This is a genomic window from Sphingomonas sp. (assembly GCF_013816785.1).
Taxonomy (GTDB): domain Bacteria; phylum Pseudomonadota; class Alphaproteobacteria; order Sphingomonadales; family Sphingomonadaceae; genus Sphingomicrobium.
In genome coordinates, this window is record NZ_JACDDV010000022.1 from 18818 (window position 1) to 33510 (window position 14693).

The window sequence follows — 14693 nt, forward strand, 5'->3', positions numbered from 1 at the left end:
GCCGACAAGCGCGCGCTGTCCGCCGCGATCGGATCGACCATCCGCGCCGACGTCGATCCCCTGAACGCCACCAACTACCGTACCGACAATCTGTTCGGCGTGTTCGTCACGCAGGGCCTCAGCACCCCCGGCGAAACGCTGCCTTATCTGATGCAGGGCGGCCTCGGCATGCCCGAGCGCGAATATTATTTGGCCGGCGATGCCGACAAGGCGGGGCTGCGGACCAAATATAAGGATTATGTCACCAAGGTGATGGCCGCCGCCGGAAACCAAAATTCAGCCGCCGCGGCACAGCGGATCGTCGACCTCGAAACCAAGATCGCCCGCGCCCACGCGACGCGCGAGGAGAGCGAGGATTTCGCCAAGGGCGCCCAAATATGGTCGCGTCAGGATCTGGAGGCCAAGGCGCCCGGCATCGACTGGGGCGCGCTGCTTGGGGCGGCGCAGCTCGGCGGCGTACAGAAGTTTCAGGCCTATCATGGCGGCGCGATTCCAAAGCTCGCCGCGCTTGTCGGATCGGAACCGCTCGACGCGTGGAAGGACTGGCTGGCGTTCCACACATTGAACCAGCGCGCCAACGTCCTGCCCGCGGCGATCCGCGACGCCAGTTTCGCCTTTAATGGCACCGCGCTCAACGGCACGCCGCAGCAGCGCCCGCGCGACAAGCAGGCGCTCAACGCCGCCAGCAACGCCCTCGAGGGCGCGTTCGGCAAGGCCTATGTCGAGAAATATTTCCCGGCCTCGGCCAAGAGTGAAATCCAGGGCATGGTCGAGGGCATCAAGGGCGCCTTCGCCAAGCGGGTCGAAGGTCTCGACTGGATGGCGCCGGCAACCAAAGCCGAGGCGCTAAAGAAGGTCCGGACGATCGTCGTCGGCGTCGGCTATCCCGACAACTGGCAGGATTATTCGTCGGTGGCGATCAGCCCGACCGACGCCTACGCCAACGCGAAGGCGGCGAGCCTCGCCGATTACCGCCAGCAGATCGCCAAGATCGGCAAGCCGATGGACCGCGCCGAATGGTGGATGCCGCCGCAACTAGTCAACGCGGTCAACCTGCCGGTGCAGAATGCGTTGAACTTCCCGGCGGCGATCCTCGTCCGGCCGTTCTTCGACCCCAAGGCCGACCCGGCGTTCAACTATGGCGCGATCGGCGGCGTCATCGGCCATGAGATCAGCCACAGCTTCGACAATAATGGTGCTCTGTTCGACGCCACCGGCCGCTTGCGCAACTGGTGGTCCCCGGCCGACTTCGCGCGCTTCACCAAGTCGGGCGACGCGCTGTCGGCGCAATACAGCGGCTACACTCCGTTCCCCGGCGTCCACGTTAACGGCAAGCTGACGCTGGGCGAGAATATCGCCGACGTCGCCGGCCTCACCGCCTCCTACGAAGCCTATCGCGCATCGCTCAATGGCAAGGAATTGCCGGTGATCGACGGTCTGACCGGCGACCAGCGCTTCTTCATCGCCTTTGCGCAAAGCTGGGCAACCAAGATGCGCGACGAAGCCCTCAAAGCCCGCATCGCCACCGACGGTCACGCCCCTGGCCAGTACCGCGCGCTAACGGTCCGCACCTCGACGCCTGGTACAAGGCGTTCAACGTCCAGCCCGGGGAGAAATTATACCTGGCACCCGAACAGCGAGTGAAGGTTTGGTAGCCTGAGCCGCCGGGCGTAACGAAAGCGGAGCGAAGCGAGCGTCGTTACGATGCCTGTACATGGCAATTGCATCCACATTGGAAGCAACCGCAAGTCGCGGTTATCCGCCATCGGTTGAGTACGTCCTCCCTAAACAAGGAAGGACCTCGACGATGATGCGTCAGATCATACAGATACTACTGATTGCTTCTATCCCCGCTGCGGCTTTGGCCTATCCGCCGACCCGCAACCTGGAACCTGCCGGGACCAGCGATACTTTTGATATGTGCTACTACAAATCTCAGGCGCTCATGCATCTAAGACCGACAGCCTATATGACGCCTTACCATCACTGCGCTGGAGATTGAGGCGATGGCCCTCTGCAAGTTTGGGCACCCGCGGACCTAACTCTAACGGAAATCAGGAACCGCGGGCGGGGTGCTTCGAGTAGCACGCCGCCCGTGCTGGCAGCTGTTTGGCCACCGCCCAACAACTGGACCGCGCCTCGACCTTGGCAAAACCGATTGTCGACCCTTGTGCGGAGCCCCTAAATTGCGCCTGTCCGCCGGTCATGCTAATCTCGGCGGTCAGTCAACGGAGGCGCGCATGACCTACTGGAACCTGAAGGGTCGACAGCTGGTCAACTGCAGCTGCGACTATGGCTGCAACTGCCAGTTCGGCGGTCTTCCCGACAAGACACATTGCCATGCCGTGTTCGGCATGCGGATCGACGAAGGGAAATTCGGCGACACGGACCTGTCAGGCCTCGCCATTGCGGCTGTGTTCAAATGGCCGGGCGCGATCCACGAAGGCCATGGTCAATGCGTCGCCTATGTCGACGAACGCGCGGACGAGGCGCAGCGTGGTGCCTTGCTGACCATCATGACCGGTGGCGAAACCGATCCGATGGCGACGATGTTCGCCGTGTTCTTCTCTACCGTCGAAACGATGCACGAACCACAATTCGTGCCGATTGATTTCGAAGTAGATCCCGATGGACGCAAGGGCCACCTGCGGATCGCCGGCCAGATCGACATGAGCGGTGAACCGATCAAGAGTCCGGTCGACGGGCGCGAAATCCGTGCGCAGATCCATTTGCCCGACGGATTCGAATATATCTTTGCCGACATCGGTTCGGCATCAAGCAGCGCGACCGGTCCGGTGCCGGTCGAACTGGCCAACAGCTATGGCCAGTTCGCGCATCTCAATCTCGATAGCCATGGAGTCGTGCGCGCCTGATGGAAGCCCGCGCGGTCGGATTATTCCGCCATTCGCGTACGGTGACCATCGTCGCGCTCATTGTGCTCGCCCTGCTGGCATGGGGCTGGTTGCTCGCTGGAGCCGGCATGCATCGTTCGGGCGAACCGATGGCGGCGATGAGTTGGGATTCGGCGCACTTTGGACTGACCTGGTCGATGTGGGCCGTGATGATGGTCGCGATGATGCTGCCGTCGGCCTCACCCATCGTCCTCCTTTATGGACACGCGGCCCGTCGCCAGGGCCGCTCCGGCGGCGCGGCTCCGTTTCTGATTGGCTACCTTACGGCCTGGGGGTTATTTTCGCTTTTGGCGACCGGCCTCCAGTTTGGCCTGCAACAATCCGGGCTGGTCGACGCGATGACGATGGGCGCGTCGAGCCGATCACTGACGGCGGGGCTTTTGATCGCCGCGGGATTCTATCAACTCACTCCGCCGAAACAGGCCTGCCTCGCCCATTGCCGCAACCCGGCCGAGTTCATCGCCCGACACCATCGCGCGAGCCCGCTCACGATCGGCCTGCTTCACGGTAGCTGGTGCGTCGGCTGCTGCTGGGCGCTGATGCTCCTGTTGTTCGCTGGCGGAGTAATGAACCTCGTTTGGGTCGCAGCGCTGACCTTGCTCGTCGCCGCCGAGAAACTGCTTCCGTTCGGTCACCGGCTGCCCCGCTTCACCGCGCCGCTACTGATCGGCTGTGGCGCGATCCTCTTGGTCCGCCTTTAAGCCCCGATGATCTCACGCCCGATCAGCATGCGGCGGATTTCGTTAGTGCCGGCGCCGATGTCGAGCAGCTTGGCGTCGCGCATGAAGCGTTCGACCGGCCAGTCCTTGGTGTAGCCCGCGCCGCCCAATGCCTGCACCGCCTCGCCCGCGACCTTGAACGCGCTTTCGCTGGCGAGCAGGATCGCGCCCGCAGCATCGAACCGCGTGGTCCGTCCGGCGTCGCAATTCTTCGCGACCGCATAGACATAGGCGCGCGCCGAATTGAGCGCGACGTACATGTCGGCGACCTTGGCCTGGATCAGCTGGAAGCTGCCGATGGCTTGCCCGAACTGCTTGCGCTCGCGGACGAACGGAACGACCACGTCGAGGCACGCCTGCATGATGCCAAGCTGGATTCCGGCGAGGACGGTGCGTTCGTAATCGAGCCCGCTCATCAGCACGCCGACGCCACCATTCTCCGGCCCCATCACTTGCTCGGCGGGGACGAAACAATCGTCAAACACCAGTTCGCTGGTCGGCGATCCGCGCATCCCGCACTTGTCGATCTTCTGCCCGATCGAAAAGCCTTCCATACCCTTCTCGATCAGGAAGGTAGTGATGCCGCGGCTGGGCTTGTCGTCATTGGCACCGGTCTTGGCATAGACCACCAGCGTATCGGCATATTCGGCGTTGGTGATCCAATATTTGGTACCGTTGAGACGGTAGCCATTGCCCGACTTGTCGGCGCGAAGCTTCATCGACACGACATCGCTCCCCGCGCCGGCTTCGCTCATCGCCAGCGCGCCGACATGCTCGCCCGAAATCAGCTTGGGGAGATATTTGCGCTTCTGCTCCTCGTTGGCCCAGCGGCGGACCTGGTTGATGCACAGGTTGGAATGGGCGCCGTATGAAAGCCCGACAGAGGCTGACGCCCGCGCCACTTCCTCCTGCGCGACGACATGTTCGAGATAACCGAGCCCGAGCCCGCCCCAATCCTCCTCGACGGTAATGCCATGCAACCCGAGCGCGCCCATCTGCGGCCACAGCTCGATCGGGAAGCGGTCGGCTGCGTCGATCTCGGCGGCGATCGGCGCGATCTTGTCGGTCGCAAAACGCTGGGTCGTGTCGCGGATCGCATCCGCCATCTCGCCAAGGTTGAAATCGAGGCCGGGCATGTCGGTCATCGGAAGCGTCTCCTGTTCCAGCGGCGACTAGCAGAGCGGTCGCGGCGGGAACAAGACAGGCGCCGCAATTGTTGGCCCGGATATCACCGGGTGAATGTAACTCGAAGCCGCGGACCGGCGAACCCAACCGAGGAGAATGTAAGCTCGCTCTTCCCAAAGGAGGCATCCCGAATGACCCGCATCAATTTCTCGGCCGCAGCCAAGGCCGGCATCATCGCCGGAATCGTCTTCATGACGCTCGAAATGGTGCTGGTCGCGACGGTCGGCGGCGAGAGCCCATGGGGTCCGCCGCGAATGATCGCGGCGATCGCCATGGGCAAGGGCGTGCTGCCCCCGCCCGCAACCTTCGACCTCACCATCTTCCTTGTGGCGATGCTCGTCCACTTCACATTGTCGATCCTGATCGGGATCGTCTTCGCAATGATTGCCGACATGGCGCGCTGGTCGTTGACGGCCTCCGCGATCGCGGGCTTGGGCTTGGGCCTGGCGATCTACGCTTTCCATTTTTATGGAATGACGGCGGTGTTTCCCTGGTTCGCCATGGCGCGTGGCGCCGTTTCGATCTTCGCCCATGCCATGTACGGGCTGGTGCTGGGCTATGCCTATCGCGCGATGGCGCCGCTCGGAGAGCGGGTAACGGAGGTCGAGCGCACCGCCTGAATTCCTTGGCAGGTCAGGAAACGGGCAGGGGCGACAAGTCGGGCTTCTGGGCTTTGTGAATAGGGGGCCTCTCGATCAGGGCGAATTGAACAGTCGAAGCGGTCAGCCTATGTGCTCCTCCGACCTAACGTTGGAGCAAGCACCCGATGAGCACCCCCGACGCGATTGTTATCCTGTCCTACGCCCGAACGCCGATGTGCGCTTTCCAGGGGGCACTGTCGGGCGCTTCGGCGACGCAACTGGGCGCGGCGGCCGTTAGAGCGGCAGTCGAGCGCGCCGGGATCGACGGTGAGGCGGTCGAGAAAATCTACATGGGTTGCGTACTACCGGCCGGGCTCGGCCAAGCCCCGGCGCGGCAGGCTGCGCTGGGCGCGGGGCTGCCACGCTCGGTCGAAGCGACGACCGTCAACAAAATGTGCGGATCGGGCATGCAGGCGGCGATCATGGCCGCCGATACGCTCGCCGCGGGCAGCGCCGACATGATCGTCGCGGGCGGCATGGAGTCGATGACCAACGCGCCCTATCTCAGCCACAAGCATCGCGGCGGTGCGCGCATTGGCCACGATATGCTGAAGGACCATATGTTCCTCGACGGGCTGGAGGATGCCTATGAGCCCGGCCGCCTGATGGGCAGCTTCGCCGAAGAAGCGAGCCGAGACTATCAGTTCAGCCGCGAGGCGCAGGACGATTATGCGATCGAAAGCCTCAGGCGCGCCAATGCCGCGATCGACAGCGGCGCATTCGAGCGCGAGATCGTCGCGGTGACGATAACAGGCCGCAAGGGCGACGAAATCGTCTCGACCGACGAGCAACCGGGCAAGGCCAATCCCGGCAAGATCCCAACGCTGAAGCCAGCCTTCGCCAAAGATGGCACGATCACCGCCGCCAACGCTTCGTCGATTTCCGACGGCGCGGCCGCGCTGGTAATGACCAGACAGTCGGTCGCGGACAGGCTCGGCCTGACCCCGGTAGCGCGAGTCGTCGCCCATGCCGCGCATGCCCACGAGCCGGCCAAGTTCACCACTGCCCCGGTCCCCGCCTTGCAGAAGGCGATGGCCCGGGCGGGGTGGAGTAAGGACGATGTCGACCTGTTCGAGGTCAACGAGGCGTTCGCCTGCGTCGCGATGATCGCGATGCACGACCTCGGCATCCCGCACGACAAGATCAACGTCAACGGCGGCGCTACCGCGCTCGGCCATCCGATAGGCGCCAGCGGCGCGCGCATCCTCGCCACTCTGATCGCCGCCCTGCAGAATCGCGGCCTCAAGCGGGGCATCGCGAGCCTGTGCATCGGCGGCGGAGAAGCGACGGCGATGGCGGTGGAATTGGTGTGAACATCGCGCAGCAAGGTGCGCTAACGCTGGCGTCGTTGCTGATCGTCGCGACCATGCTGGTCCATTCGATCCTTGGGCAACGGCGACTGATCGGTCCGCTCCTTGAGGACGGAGCAGGCGTCATGAAACGCCCCCTCGCCCGCTTTATCGTACCCTTCGCCTGGCATCTCACCAGCGGCATCGGCCTGGTGCTGGCCTCAATCCTGTTCGCTTGGGCCTGGATACCCGATTTGGCTCGGCCCATCGGTTTGGCTATGACCGGCGTCGTCTTCACGGTTGCCGGAATCTGGGATGCGATCGGCAGTCGCGGCCGGCATGTCGGCTGGCCGCCGCTCACCCTGACCGGACTGTGCGCTCTTGCCGCGATGGCGATGGAGCTTTTCGATTGACGAGAATTTAATTCGATCGTCAAAGCTGCTACGCAACGCTCTCCAACGATAAAAACAGGGAGAGAGACATGCGGATCGTGATGACTTCACTGGCCGTGCTGGCGCTCGTGGCATGCAACAAGCCGGCCAAGACGGCCGATTCGAACATGGCCGACAACAATATGGCGATGGACGGTAATGCGATGGATGCGAACGCCATGGCGATGCCGGCCGCATTCCAGATCAACGAAACGACTTGGGAATTCACCGAGGACGGCAAGCCGATGACGGAGACGGTCGATGCCAGCGGCAATTATGTTGCCTGGTCCGGCGACAAGCATATCGACCATGGCACGGCGGCGATGGTCGACGGCAAGGTATGCTTCACCAGCGCGATGGACAAGATGGGCCCGGAATGCTGGACGACCACCGAGACGGCGGTTGGAGCGACACTCAATACGACCAGCGACAAGGGCAAAAAGCTGGCGGTCAAGCGGGTCGCGTATATGGCTGTTCCCGCCGCCGTTGCGCCATAGACGGGATTATGGCCTGGCTCTCTCCTTCAGCGTGAGAGAGCCAGGACAGGATCAAGCGAGTTCGTGCGAAGTCGTAATTGACCACCGCTCGCTAGCGCTTGTTTCCTGTCCCCTGTTCGCAAGGCTCACTCGACGCGTTCGCCGGGGTCCAGACCCCAAATGTCGGCGCGCGCGATGAAGCCGTTGCGATTCCCGACTTGAATGTGGCACCAGGCCGCGTCGCATTGCTCGATCCGGCCGACCACGCCAGCTTCGGCGCGATAGCGGACCGGTGATCGCGTGTCGGGCTTGATGTGGACGTCGCGCGTGCCGCCGGGTCGGATGATCGCCGTGCGGCGGTCGCTGAGCAGCGTGACCAGCATCCACCCTTTCTGGCCGTCGGGATCTTCGATCTTGCGCCAGTTGGGATAGGTCTGGACGACGCGGATCGGCAGGTCACGGCGCTTGTAGAGCCAGGTGCCGGGATAGTTGCGACCCGGCCCCGACCGCATCATCGCCTCGCCGCTGGCGATCGACGCCCAATAGGGCGGCTTCTTATCCTGAGCGCTCGCGACCGTCGCCAGACAAAGCAGCGCCGCTCCGATCAAGCGTCGCATCATGCCCCCGTCAGGATGCGGTCGACGAGTTGCTTTACGGTCGGGACGAAGCCGTTCGAGTAAAATGGGTCGGACTTGAAACGGAAGGCGGAGTGACCGGCGAACATGAGGTTTTCCTCGGTCGGCCCCCCATGGGCGATGTCCTGAAGCGTCTTCTGGATGCAGAAACTGCGCGAATCCGCAAGCCGACCGGTCGAATTCTTCTCATTTTCGGCCCAGCTCGAAAAGGCGCATTGCGACAGGCAGCCCATGCAATCGGCCTGGTCCTTGCGGATCTGCTTCTGTTCCTCGGGGGTTACAAAGATCAGCGTGTCGTCGGGCGTCTTGATCGCCTCGGTGTAGCCGGCGCCATGCCATTCGCGCGCATGCTGCAAATCGCCCTTCGTTACCCAGTAATTCTTGCGCGTGCCGATGCCGACATCGAGCGCGAATGCGTGGTCGCCGACATGCTCCTTGGTGAACGCGATCTGGCGTTCACTGCGCCCTTCGAGGTTGCGCAGGAACGGATTGAGGACCGCAGAAGAATAGAAGCCGGTCGGGCTGAAACGGTGGAGCAAGATGTCGCCCTCCTCCAGCGTCATCAACCGCGCCTTCCAGCCCGGCGGGATCGGGCTTTCCTGGGTTAGCAGCGGACGGGTGCCGAACTGGAACATGATGCTCCCAAGCTCGGAATTGTTGATCCAGTTATCCCATTCGTCGAGCCGCCACACACCTCCGGCCATGACGATTGGCAGATCATCGGAAATGCCGCCTTCGCGCATGACGGCGCGAAGCTCGGCAACCCGTGGATAGGGATCCTGGGGCACGCGGGGATCCTCGGCGTTGCTCAGGCCATTATGCCCGCCGGCCAGCCACGGGTCCTCATAGACGACCGCGCCGAGCCATTCGGCCGCCTTAGAATAGGCCCGCTTCCACAACGCCCGGAACGCCCGGCCGGAGCTGATGATCGGCAAATAGTAAACCCCGTAGGAGGCGGCGATTTCGGACAGCTTGTAGGGCATGCCGGCGCCGCAGGTGACCCCCGCGACCTTGCCACGGGTGCGTTCGAGAACGCCGTGGAGGATCGGCTGGGCGCCGCCCATTTCCCACAACACGTTAATATTGATGGCGCCATTGCCATTCGCGATTTCATAGGCGCGTTCGACCTGGGCGACGGCGCCGTCGATGCCATATTGAATCAGTTCCTCATGCCGCTCCTTGCGGGTAAGCGACTGATAAACTTGGGGGATGATACGACCTTCGGCATCGAAGCTGTCGGCGTTGACCGCCGACACCGTGCCGATACCCCCGGCCGCCGCCCAAGCGCCAGAGCTCATATGGTTCGTGGCGCTGACGCCCTTGCCGCCTTCGACCAGCGGCCACACTTCGCGGCCACCATAGAGGATGGGTTTCAACCCCTTGAACACTCGTGCCTCTCCTAATTGGCCTCTCAACGCTCATATACGGCGTTCGGCGGTTTTGCTTTGAAAAAAACACGGGCCTGACATCGCTGCCCGGCCCGCTTCGGTCATGAACATGGCGTTCATAACTGACCGTTCGTCCCGCTCAACGCGTAATCCAGCCCGATATCGACCGCCGGGGCCGACTGGGTGATGCGTCCGACAGAGATATAGTCGACCCCGGTTTCGGCGATGCCGCGGATGGTGTCGAGGTTGACCCCGCCCGACGCTTCGAGCGGGACGCGGCCGGCGACCAGCGCGACCGCTGCGCGCAATTCGTCGTTGCTCATATTGTCGAGCAGCAGGCGTTCCGCGCCGGCGGCGAGCGCCGGTTCGATCTGGTCGATACGGTCGACCTCGACCTGAACCATCAGCCCGGTGTCGGCGGCGCGGGCGGCGCGGACTGCCTCGGCGACTCCGCCGGCAACCCCGACGTGATTGTCCTTGATCAGCAGGCCGTCATCCATCCGCAGGCGGTGGTTCTCAGCCCCACCCATCCGCGCCGCATATTTGGCGAGCAGGCGCAGGCCAGGGATGGTCTTGCGAGTGTCGAGCAAGGTCGCGCCAGTCCCGGCGATCGCCTCGACATAGCTGCGGGTCAGCGTGGCGATACCCGACAAATGCTGGAGCGTGTTGAGCGCGCTGCGCTCGGCCGCCAGCAGCGCGCGGGCGTTGCCGTCGAGGCGGAGAAGGACGGTCCCGGCGCCGACCGCGTCACCGTCCTTGACCAGCCGCTCGATCCGGACTTCCCCGTCTAGCGCGCGAAAGAAGGCGATGGCGATGTCGAGGCCGGCGACGACGATCGGCTGGCGGCAGTTGATCTCGGCGGTGAAGCGGGCGTCAGGCCCTATCGTTGCATTCGAGGTAACATCGCCGCCGGTCCCGAGATCCTCGGCCAGCACCCGGCGAACGAACTCGCCTAAGTCGAAATTGGGCAGCTTGATCGCCTGGTCTTCGGCCGTCGTCACCTGATCTGATCCCCCGCCTGGCGACCCGCCCCCTACCCGCATCACGCTTCGCTCGGCAAGGTCAGGCGGACGGCGCTTCCTGGACCGGCTCGCCGCTGGCCAGTTTCCAGTGGCCCTGGTGCCGCTCGAAGAATTCGCTGTCGCTGTCGACGAAGTCCTCGCCGTTCCACAACAGGACGGTGACCCGAACGCCGCTGCCGTCGATCTCGATGCGGTTGAAGCTTTGCGCCTCGTCGCGGGTGCGGGTCGAAGTGGCGGTGCCGGCCTGGACCACCAGTGCCTTGCCGGCGCCATGGACCAACTGGCTCGCCTCGCCAACCGAGGCGCGATGATTATGCCCGGCCAGCAGCAAATCCACCCCGGCCTCCGCAATCGCCGACAGCGCGTCCTGCTGATCGTCCATCAGATGACCAAGCTCCGGCCCGTCGCCGACCGGCAGCGCGAATAGCGGATGATGGGTGACCAGGATGCGCGGCTGATCGGGATCGGTCCTGGCGAAGGTTTCGCGAATGAAGTCCATTTGCTCATGGCTGACATGGCCATTCTTGAAAGTCAGCGAGCGGGCGGTGTTGATGCCCAGCACCGCCGCCCCGCCGATCTCGATGAACGGGCACAGGGATTGGTCGATGTAGCGCTTGTATCGGGTCAGCGGCGAGAGGAAGCGGCGCAGCACGTCGTACAGCGGGACATCATGGTTGCCGGGCACTGCCAGCACTTCGTGACCGGCATCCTTGAGCCGCGTCAGAAACGCGCAGGCCTCCTCGAACTGCTCCGTCCGCGCGCGCTGGGTAAAGTCGCCGCTGATCACGACGAGATCGGGTTTCGCCTCGTCGACGCGGCGCTCAACCGCCTCGACCAGCCGCGGGTCGTGCGCCCCGAAGTGGAGGTCGGAAAGATGAACAAAGCTGGCCATGGCGCGACAACGCCGGACGCGGCGCATCGTTCAGCTTGCACACGTCAAAAGCCGCTCTACGCTCGACGAATGGACCGAACCGAGGCCAATAGCGGAACGCGCGAGGTCGCCGAGCGGCTGCGCTTCGATATTGCAGCGCTTGAGGCGTGGATCGAGAACCACGTCGCGGACTTCGCCGGACCGCTGAGCGTCAGCCAGTTCAAGGGCGGCCAGTCGAATCCGACCTACCGCCTCGACACGCCATCGGGGGGCGCCTTCGTGCTTCGGCGCAAGCCGCCCGGCAAATTGGTAGCCGGCGCGCACGCCGTCGAGCGCGAGGCGCGAGTGATGAGCGCGCTCGGGCGGCACGGCTTCCCCGTCCCCCGCGTCCACGGGCTGTGCGAGGATGAAAGCGTGATCGGCACGCCCTTTTTCGTCATGGACATGGTCGAGGGCCGGATCGTGTGGGAGGCGCATTTTCCCGATGTGCCGCGCGAGGACCGAGCGGCCCATTTCGATGCGATGAACGCGACCATCGCCGCGCTGCACAGCTTCGATCCCGCCGCGATCGGTCTGGGCGACTATGGCCGGGCGACAGGTTTCGTCGAACGCCAGGTCGCGCGCTGGTCGAGGCAGTATCTCGGCGATGCCGAGGCCGGCCGCCTGCCGCAAATGGACGCGCTGGTCGACTGGCTGGGCAAGCATGTGCCGCCCGATCGCGGCGGCGCGCGCATCGTCCATGGCGATTTTCGCTGCGACAATATGATTTTCGCCGCCGACCGCCCGGAGGTCGTGGCGGTGCTCGATTGGGAATTGTCGACGCTCGGCGATCCGGCCGCTGACTTCGTCTATCATCTGATGATGTACCGAATGCCGGCGACGCTGTTCTCCGGGCTCGGCGGAATGGACGTCGGCGCGCTCGGCATTCCCAACGAGGAAGAGTATGTCGCGGCCTATTGCCGCCGGACCGGGCGCGATCATTTGCCCGATATCGATTATCTGGCGGCGTTTGTGATGTTCCGCCTGGCGGCCATTATTCACGGGATTAAGGGACGTGTCGTGCGCGGCAGCGCGTCGTCATCGCACGCCGCGGCGATGGTCGACCGGCTCGAGCCGCTGGCCGATCTTGCCCTCGCCCAAGCACGCGCGACTGGGCTATGACGCGGCGATGACTGGCATGCTTACCCTCTACATCGCGATCTTCGCGGCCGTGCTGGCCGCGCTACTGGTGCGGTCGCGGCTCGCCAATCATCTGCTAATCGGGCTCGCCGGGGCGATCGGCCTGTTCTACGGCCTGTCGCAGCATGGGCTGTTGGCGACGGTCCTGCCCTTCCTGATCCTGGTCGTCGCCGGCGTCCAAGCGGCCAGCGTGCTGGCGGCCAATCGCGTGGCGCGGTTCTCAGACGATGATCGGGCGATGCTCGACGGGCCCTTGGCGGAGCTTAGCCGTTCGCAGGCACGACGGATGCTCGACCAGGGCATGTGGATGGATGGGCGCGAGGGCGACGTGCTCACCCGTGAGGGCGAGCGCGCCGGCCAACTCTACTTCCTCGCCGACGGCCGGGCTGATGTCCACGCCCACGACCGATTGGTCGCGCGGCTCGACGCGGGGCAGCTGATCGGCGAAGCGACGGTGCTGGGCGATGCACTGGCGACCGCGACCGTGACGCTCAGCGCGCCATCGCGCTTCTGGTGCGCGCCGGGACCCGCGCTCAATGCCTATCTCGCCGCCAATCCCGATGCCCGCCATGCGCTCGAACATAGCTTCAACATAAGCCTTCGCGGCAAGCTGGAAGCGATGAATCGCGCCGCCGCCGACGATCCTCAGCCGAGGTAAGCACCTAGAAAAAGCAGCAGTTTGACGTCGATGCCGACGCCCTCGCGGCGTTTCGCTTCGACGAATTCGGCGACCGCCGCGCGCGGGACGCGATGAACGACGATCTGCTCATGTCCCGTGCCGCCGCCCTCCCCGACGCAAACCAAGCCGTGCGCCCGGACCAGGGTAAACCCTTCGGAGACCATGCCCGGCGACGAATAGAAATCGCTTAGTCGCTCGATGCGCTGGGCGCGAAATCCGGTCTCTTCCTCGAGCTCGCGCATCGCCGCGGCCTCGACCGTGTCGCTTTCCCCGCCGTCATCGTCGCCGATTAGCCCGGCCGGCAATTCCAGGCAGCGCCGCCCGATCGGCACACGTTTCTGTTCGACCAGCAGCACCTCCCCCTCGTCGGTTTCGGCGAGGATGACGACCGCGCGAATGTTTCGCGCCCGCCTGACATACTCCCACCGCCCGTCGCGAACCGCGCTGATAAAGCGGCCTTCCCACATAACCTCGGGCTGGGTCAAAGCTCGATCAGCTTGTCCGGGATCTCGTTGGTGTCTTCGCCGCTCTTGGGGAAATGTGTCGCCAGCACTTCGCCGATCAGCGCCACCGCGGCGACGATGCCGTCGCCTGGCCGCCCCGCCTTCACCTCGACCAGCAGCGCCGCCATCGCCTCGCCCCAGGTTTCAGGGGTGGTCACCGCGGTGATCGCCTCGTCGCCGACGATCTCCGCTCGGCGCTCGGCCATCGACAGATAGATGAGGATGCCGGTGCGCCCGATCGTGCGCCGCTCGGCCCCGGTCTTGAACAGCATCACCGCCCGCCGCCGCACCCGCCGCGTCTTGGTTGCGCCTGGAGTGAGAAGGAGCCGGAGCGGCCGCCATTTGAGGATGAACAGCACAACGAGAAATTTGAGCAGGGCGATGCCAAGCAGCAGCGTCAGTAGCTCGCGCGGGCTCGGCTCGGCCGACCAGCCCATCAACCGCGTCCACCAAGTCTCAAGCTGGTCCGGCCAGGCCGCGAAAAAGGCGAGGACCAGGAACAACACCAGAACCGCATAATGCAGCCCGACGTCATGGTAGGCGTCGGACTGGTCGGCGGCGATGGCGATAATCTCGCCGTCGCTTTTCGCCTCGGCCGCCGCGATCGCCGAGCTGACCTTGGCGTGGTCCTGTTCGCTCAGCCTGCGCACTACCATCCCCCCGACGCCCCGCCGCCGCCGAACGAGCCGCCGCCGCCCGAAAAGCCGCCACCACCGCCGCCGCCTCCCCAGCCGCCGCCTCCTCCTCCGCCCCAGCCACCACC

Annotated in this window: 17 protein-coding genes; 10 read left to right on the top strand and 7 right to left on the bottom strand. The window is 64.4% G+C overall.

Annotated features, from left to right (window positions below; translation table 11 throughout):
* The 4 genes from H0W65_RS06370 to H0W65_RS06385 form a co-directional block, all read left to right on the top strand.
* Positions 1-1644: M13 family metallopeptidase (locus tag H0W65_RS06370; protein WP_294005404.1), on the top strand; the 1644-nt coding region annotated here is incomplete at its 5' end.
* Positions 1645-1807: 163 nt separating this feature from the next.
* Positions 1808-2002, top strand: coding sequence for a hypothetical protein (locus H0W65_RS06375; RefSeq protein WP_294005408.1), 195 nt, complete (start codon positions 1808-1810; stop codon positions 2000-2002).
* A gap of 238 nt (positions 2003-2240) precedes the next feature.
* A complete protein-coding gene (locus tag H0W65_RS06380; protein WP_294005411.1) occupies positions 2241-2873 on the top strand; it encodes a DUF1326 domain-containing protein in 633 nt (210 codons plus the stop codon).
* Positions 2873-3613 (top strand): DUF2182 domain-containing protein, encoded by a 741-nt coding sequence (locus H0W65_RS06385; RefSeq protein WP_294005414.1) that lies wholly within the window; start codon positions 2873-2875, stop codon positions 3611-3613. The genes H0W65_RS06380 and H0W65_RS06385 overlap by 1 nt, the downstream gene beginning before the upstream one ends.
* Here the strand turns inward: H0W65_RS06385 and H0W65_RS06390 are convergent.
* Positions 3610-4767 (bottom strand): acyl-CoA dehydrogenase family protein, encoded by a 1158-nt coding sequence (locus tag H0W65_RS06390; protein ID WP_294005450.1) that lies wholly within the window; start codon positions 4765-4767, stop codon positions 3610-3612. The genes H0W65_RS06385 and H0W65_RS06390 overlap by 4 nt on opposite strands.
* Positions 4768-4947: 180 nt before the next feature.
* Between H0W65_RS06390 and H0W65_RS06395 the strand changes: the two genes are divergently transcribed.
* The 4 genes from H0W65_RS06395 to H0W65_RS06410 all read left to right on the top strand — a co-directional run bounded on the left by H0W65_RS06395 (position 4948) and on the right by H0W65_RS06410 (position 7674).
* Positions 4948-5436: a hypothetical protein gene (locus tag H0W65_RS06395; RefSeq protein WP_294005417.1), complete on the top strand. Its 489-nt coding sequence runs from the start codon at positions 4948-4950 to the stop codon at positions 5434-5436.
* Positions 5437-5582: 146 nt separating this feature from the next.
* On the top strand, positions 5583-6770 hold the full coding sequence (locus H0W65_RS06400; RefSeq protein WP_294005418.1) for an acetyl-CoA C-acyltransferase: 1188 nt from the start codon (positions 5583-5585) through the stop codon (positions 6768-6770).
* On the top strand, positions 6767-7159 hold the full coding sequence (locus tag H0W65_RS06405; RefSeq protein ID WP_294005420.1) for a hypothetical protein: 393 nt from the start codon (positions 6767-6769) through the stop codon (positions 7157-7159). The genes H0W65_RS06400 and H0W65_RS06405 overlap by 4 nt, the downstream gene beginning before the upstream one ends.
* Before the next feature lie 68 nt (positions 7160-7227).
* Positions 7228-7674: a hypothetical protein gene (locus H0W65_RS06410; RefSeq protein ID WP_294005422.1), complete on the top strand. Its 447-nt coding sequence runs from the start codon at positions 7228-7230 to the stop codon at positions 7672-7674.
* 125 nt (positions 7675-7799) lie between these two features.
* Here H0W65_RS06410 and H0W65_RS06415 read toward each other — a convergent pair whose 3' ends face one another.
* The 4 genes from H0W65_RS06415 to H0W65_RS06430 form a co-directional block, all read right to left on the bottom strand.
* Positions 7800-8273: an SH3 domain-containing protein gene (locus H0W65_RS06415; RefSeq protein WP_294005424.1), complete on the bottom strand. Its 474-nt coding sequence runs from the start codon at positions 8271-8273 to the stop codon at positions 7800-7802.
* The gene (locus H0W65_RS06420) at positions 8270-9676 is read right to left on the bottom strand and encodes a nitronate monooxygenase (RefSeq protein ID WP_294005426.1); all 1407 of its coding nucleotides are present in this window, start codon (positions 9674-9676) and stop codon (positions 8270-8272) included. The genes H0W65_RS06415 and H0W65_RS06420 overlap by 4 nt, the downstream gene beginning before the upstream one ends.
* Before the next feature lie 116 nt (positions 9677-9792).
* Positions 9793-10677: a carboxylating nicotinate-nucleotide diphosphorylase gene (nadC, locus tag H0W65_RS06425; protein WP_294005429.1), complete on the bottom strand. Its 885-nt coding sequence runs from the start codon at positions 10675-10677 to the stop codon at positions 9793-9795.
* A 61-nt stretch (positions 10678-10738) separates the two neighbouring features.
* Positions 10739-11590, bottom strand: a complete 852-nt coding sequence (locus H0W65_RS06430) for a metallophosphoesterase (RefSeq protein WP_294005432.1) — start codon at positions 11588-11590, stop codon at positions 10739-10741.
* Between the two features lie 69 nt (positions 11591-11659).
* On the opposite strand from H0W65_RS06430, the gene H0W65_RS06435 reads away from it, so the two are divergent.
* Entirely contained in the window at positions 11660-12730 is a 1071-nt protein-coding gene (locus H0W65_RS06435; protein WP_294005435.1) for a phosphotransferase family protein, read from the top strand.
* 7 nt (positions 12731-12737) lie between these two features.
* Positions 12738-13406 carry a cyclic nucleotide-binding domain-containing protein gene (locus tag H0W65_RS06440; protein ID WP_294005438.1) on the top strand — a complete coding sequence of 223 codons (669 nt, stop codon included), beginning with the start codon at positions 12738-12740 and terminating at the stop codon, positions 13404-13406.
* On the opposite strand, the gene H0W65_RS06445 is transcribed toward H0W65_RS06440, so the two are convergent.
* Positions 13394-13894, bottom strand: coding sequence for an NUDIX hydrolase (locus H0W65_RS06445; protein ID WP_294005441.1), 501 nt, complete (start codon positions 13892-13894; stop codon positions 13394-13396). The two genes, H0W65_RS06440 and H0W65_RS06445, sit on opposite strands and share 13 nt — an antisense overlap.
* 14 nt (positions 13895-13908) lie before the next feature.
* Positions 13909-14586 (bottom strand): hypothetical protein, encoded by a 678-nt coding sequence (locus H0W65_RS06450; RefSeq protein WP_294005444.1) that lies wholly within the window; start codon positions 14584-14586, stop codon positions 13909-13911.
* Positions 14587-14693 lie beyond the last annotated feature (107 nt).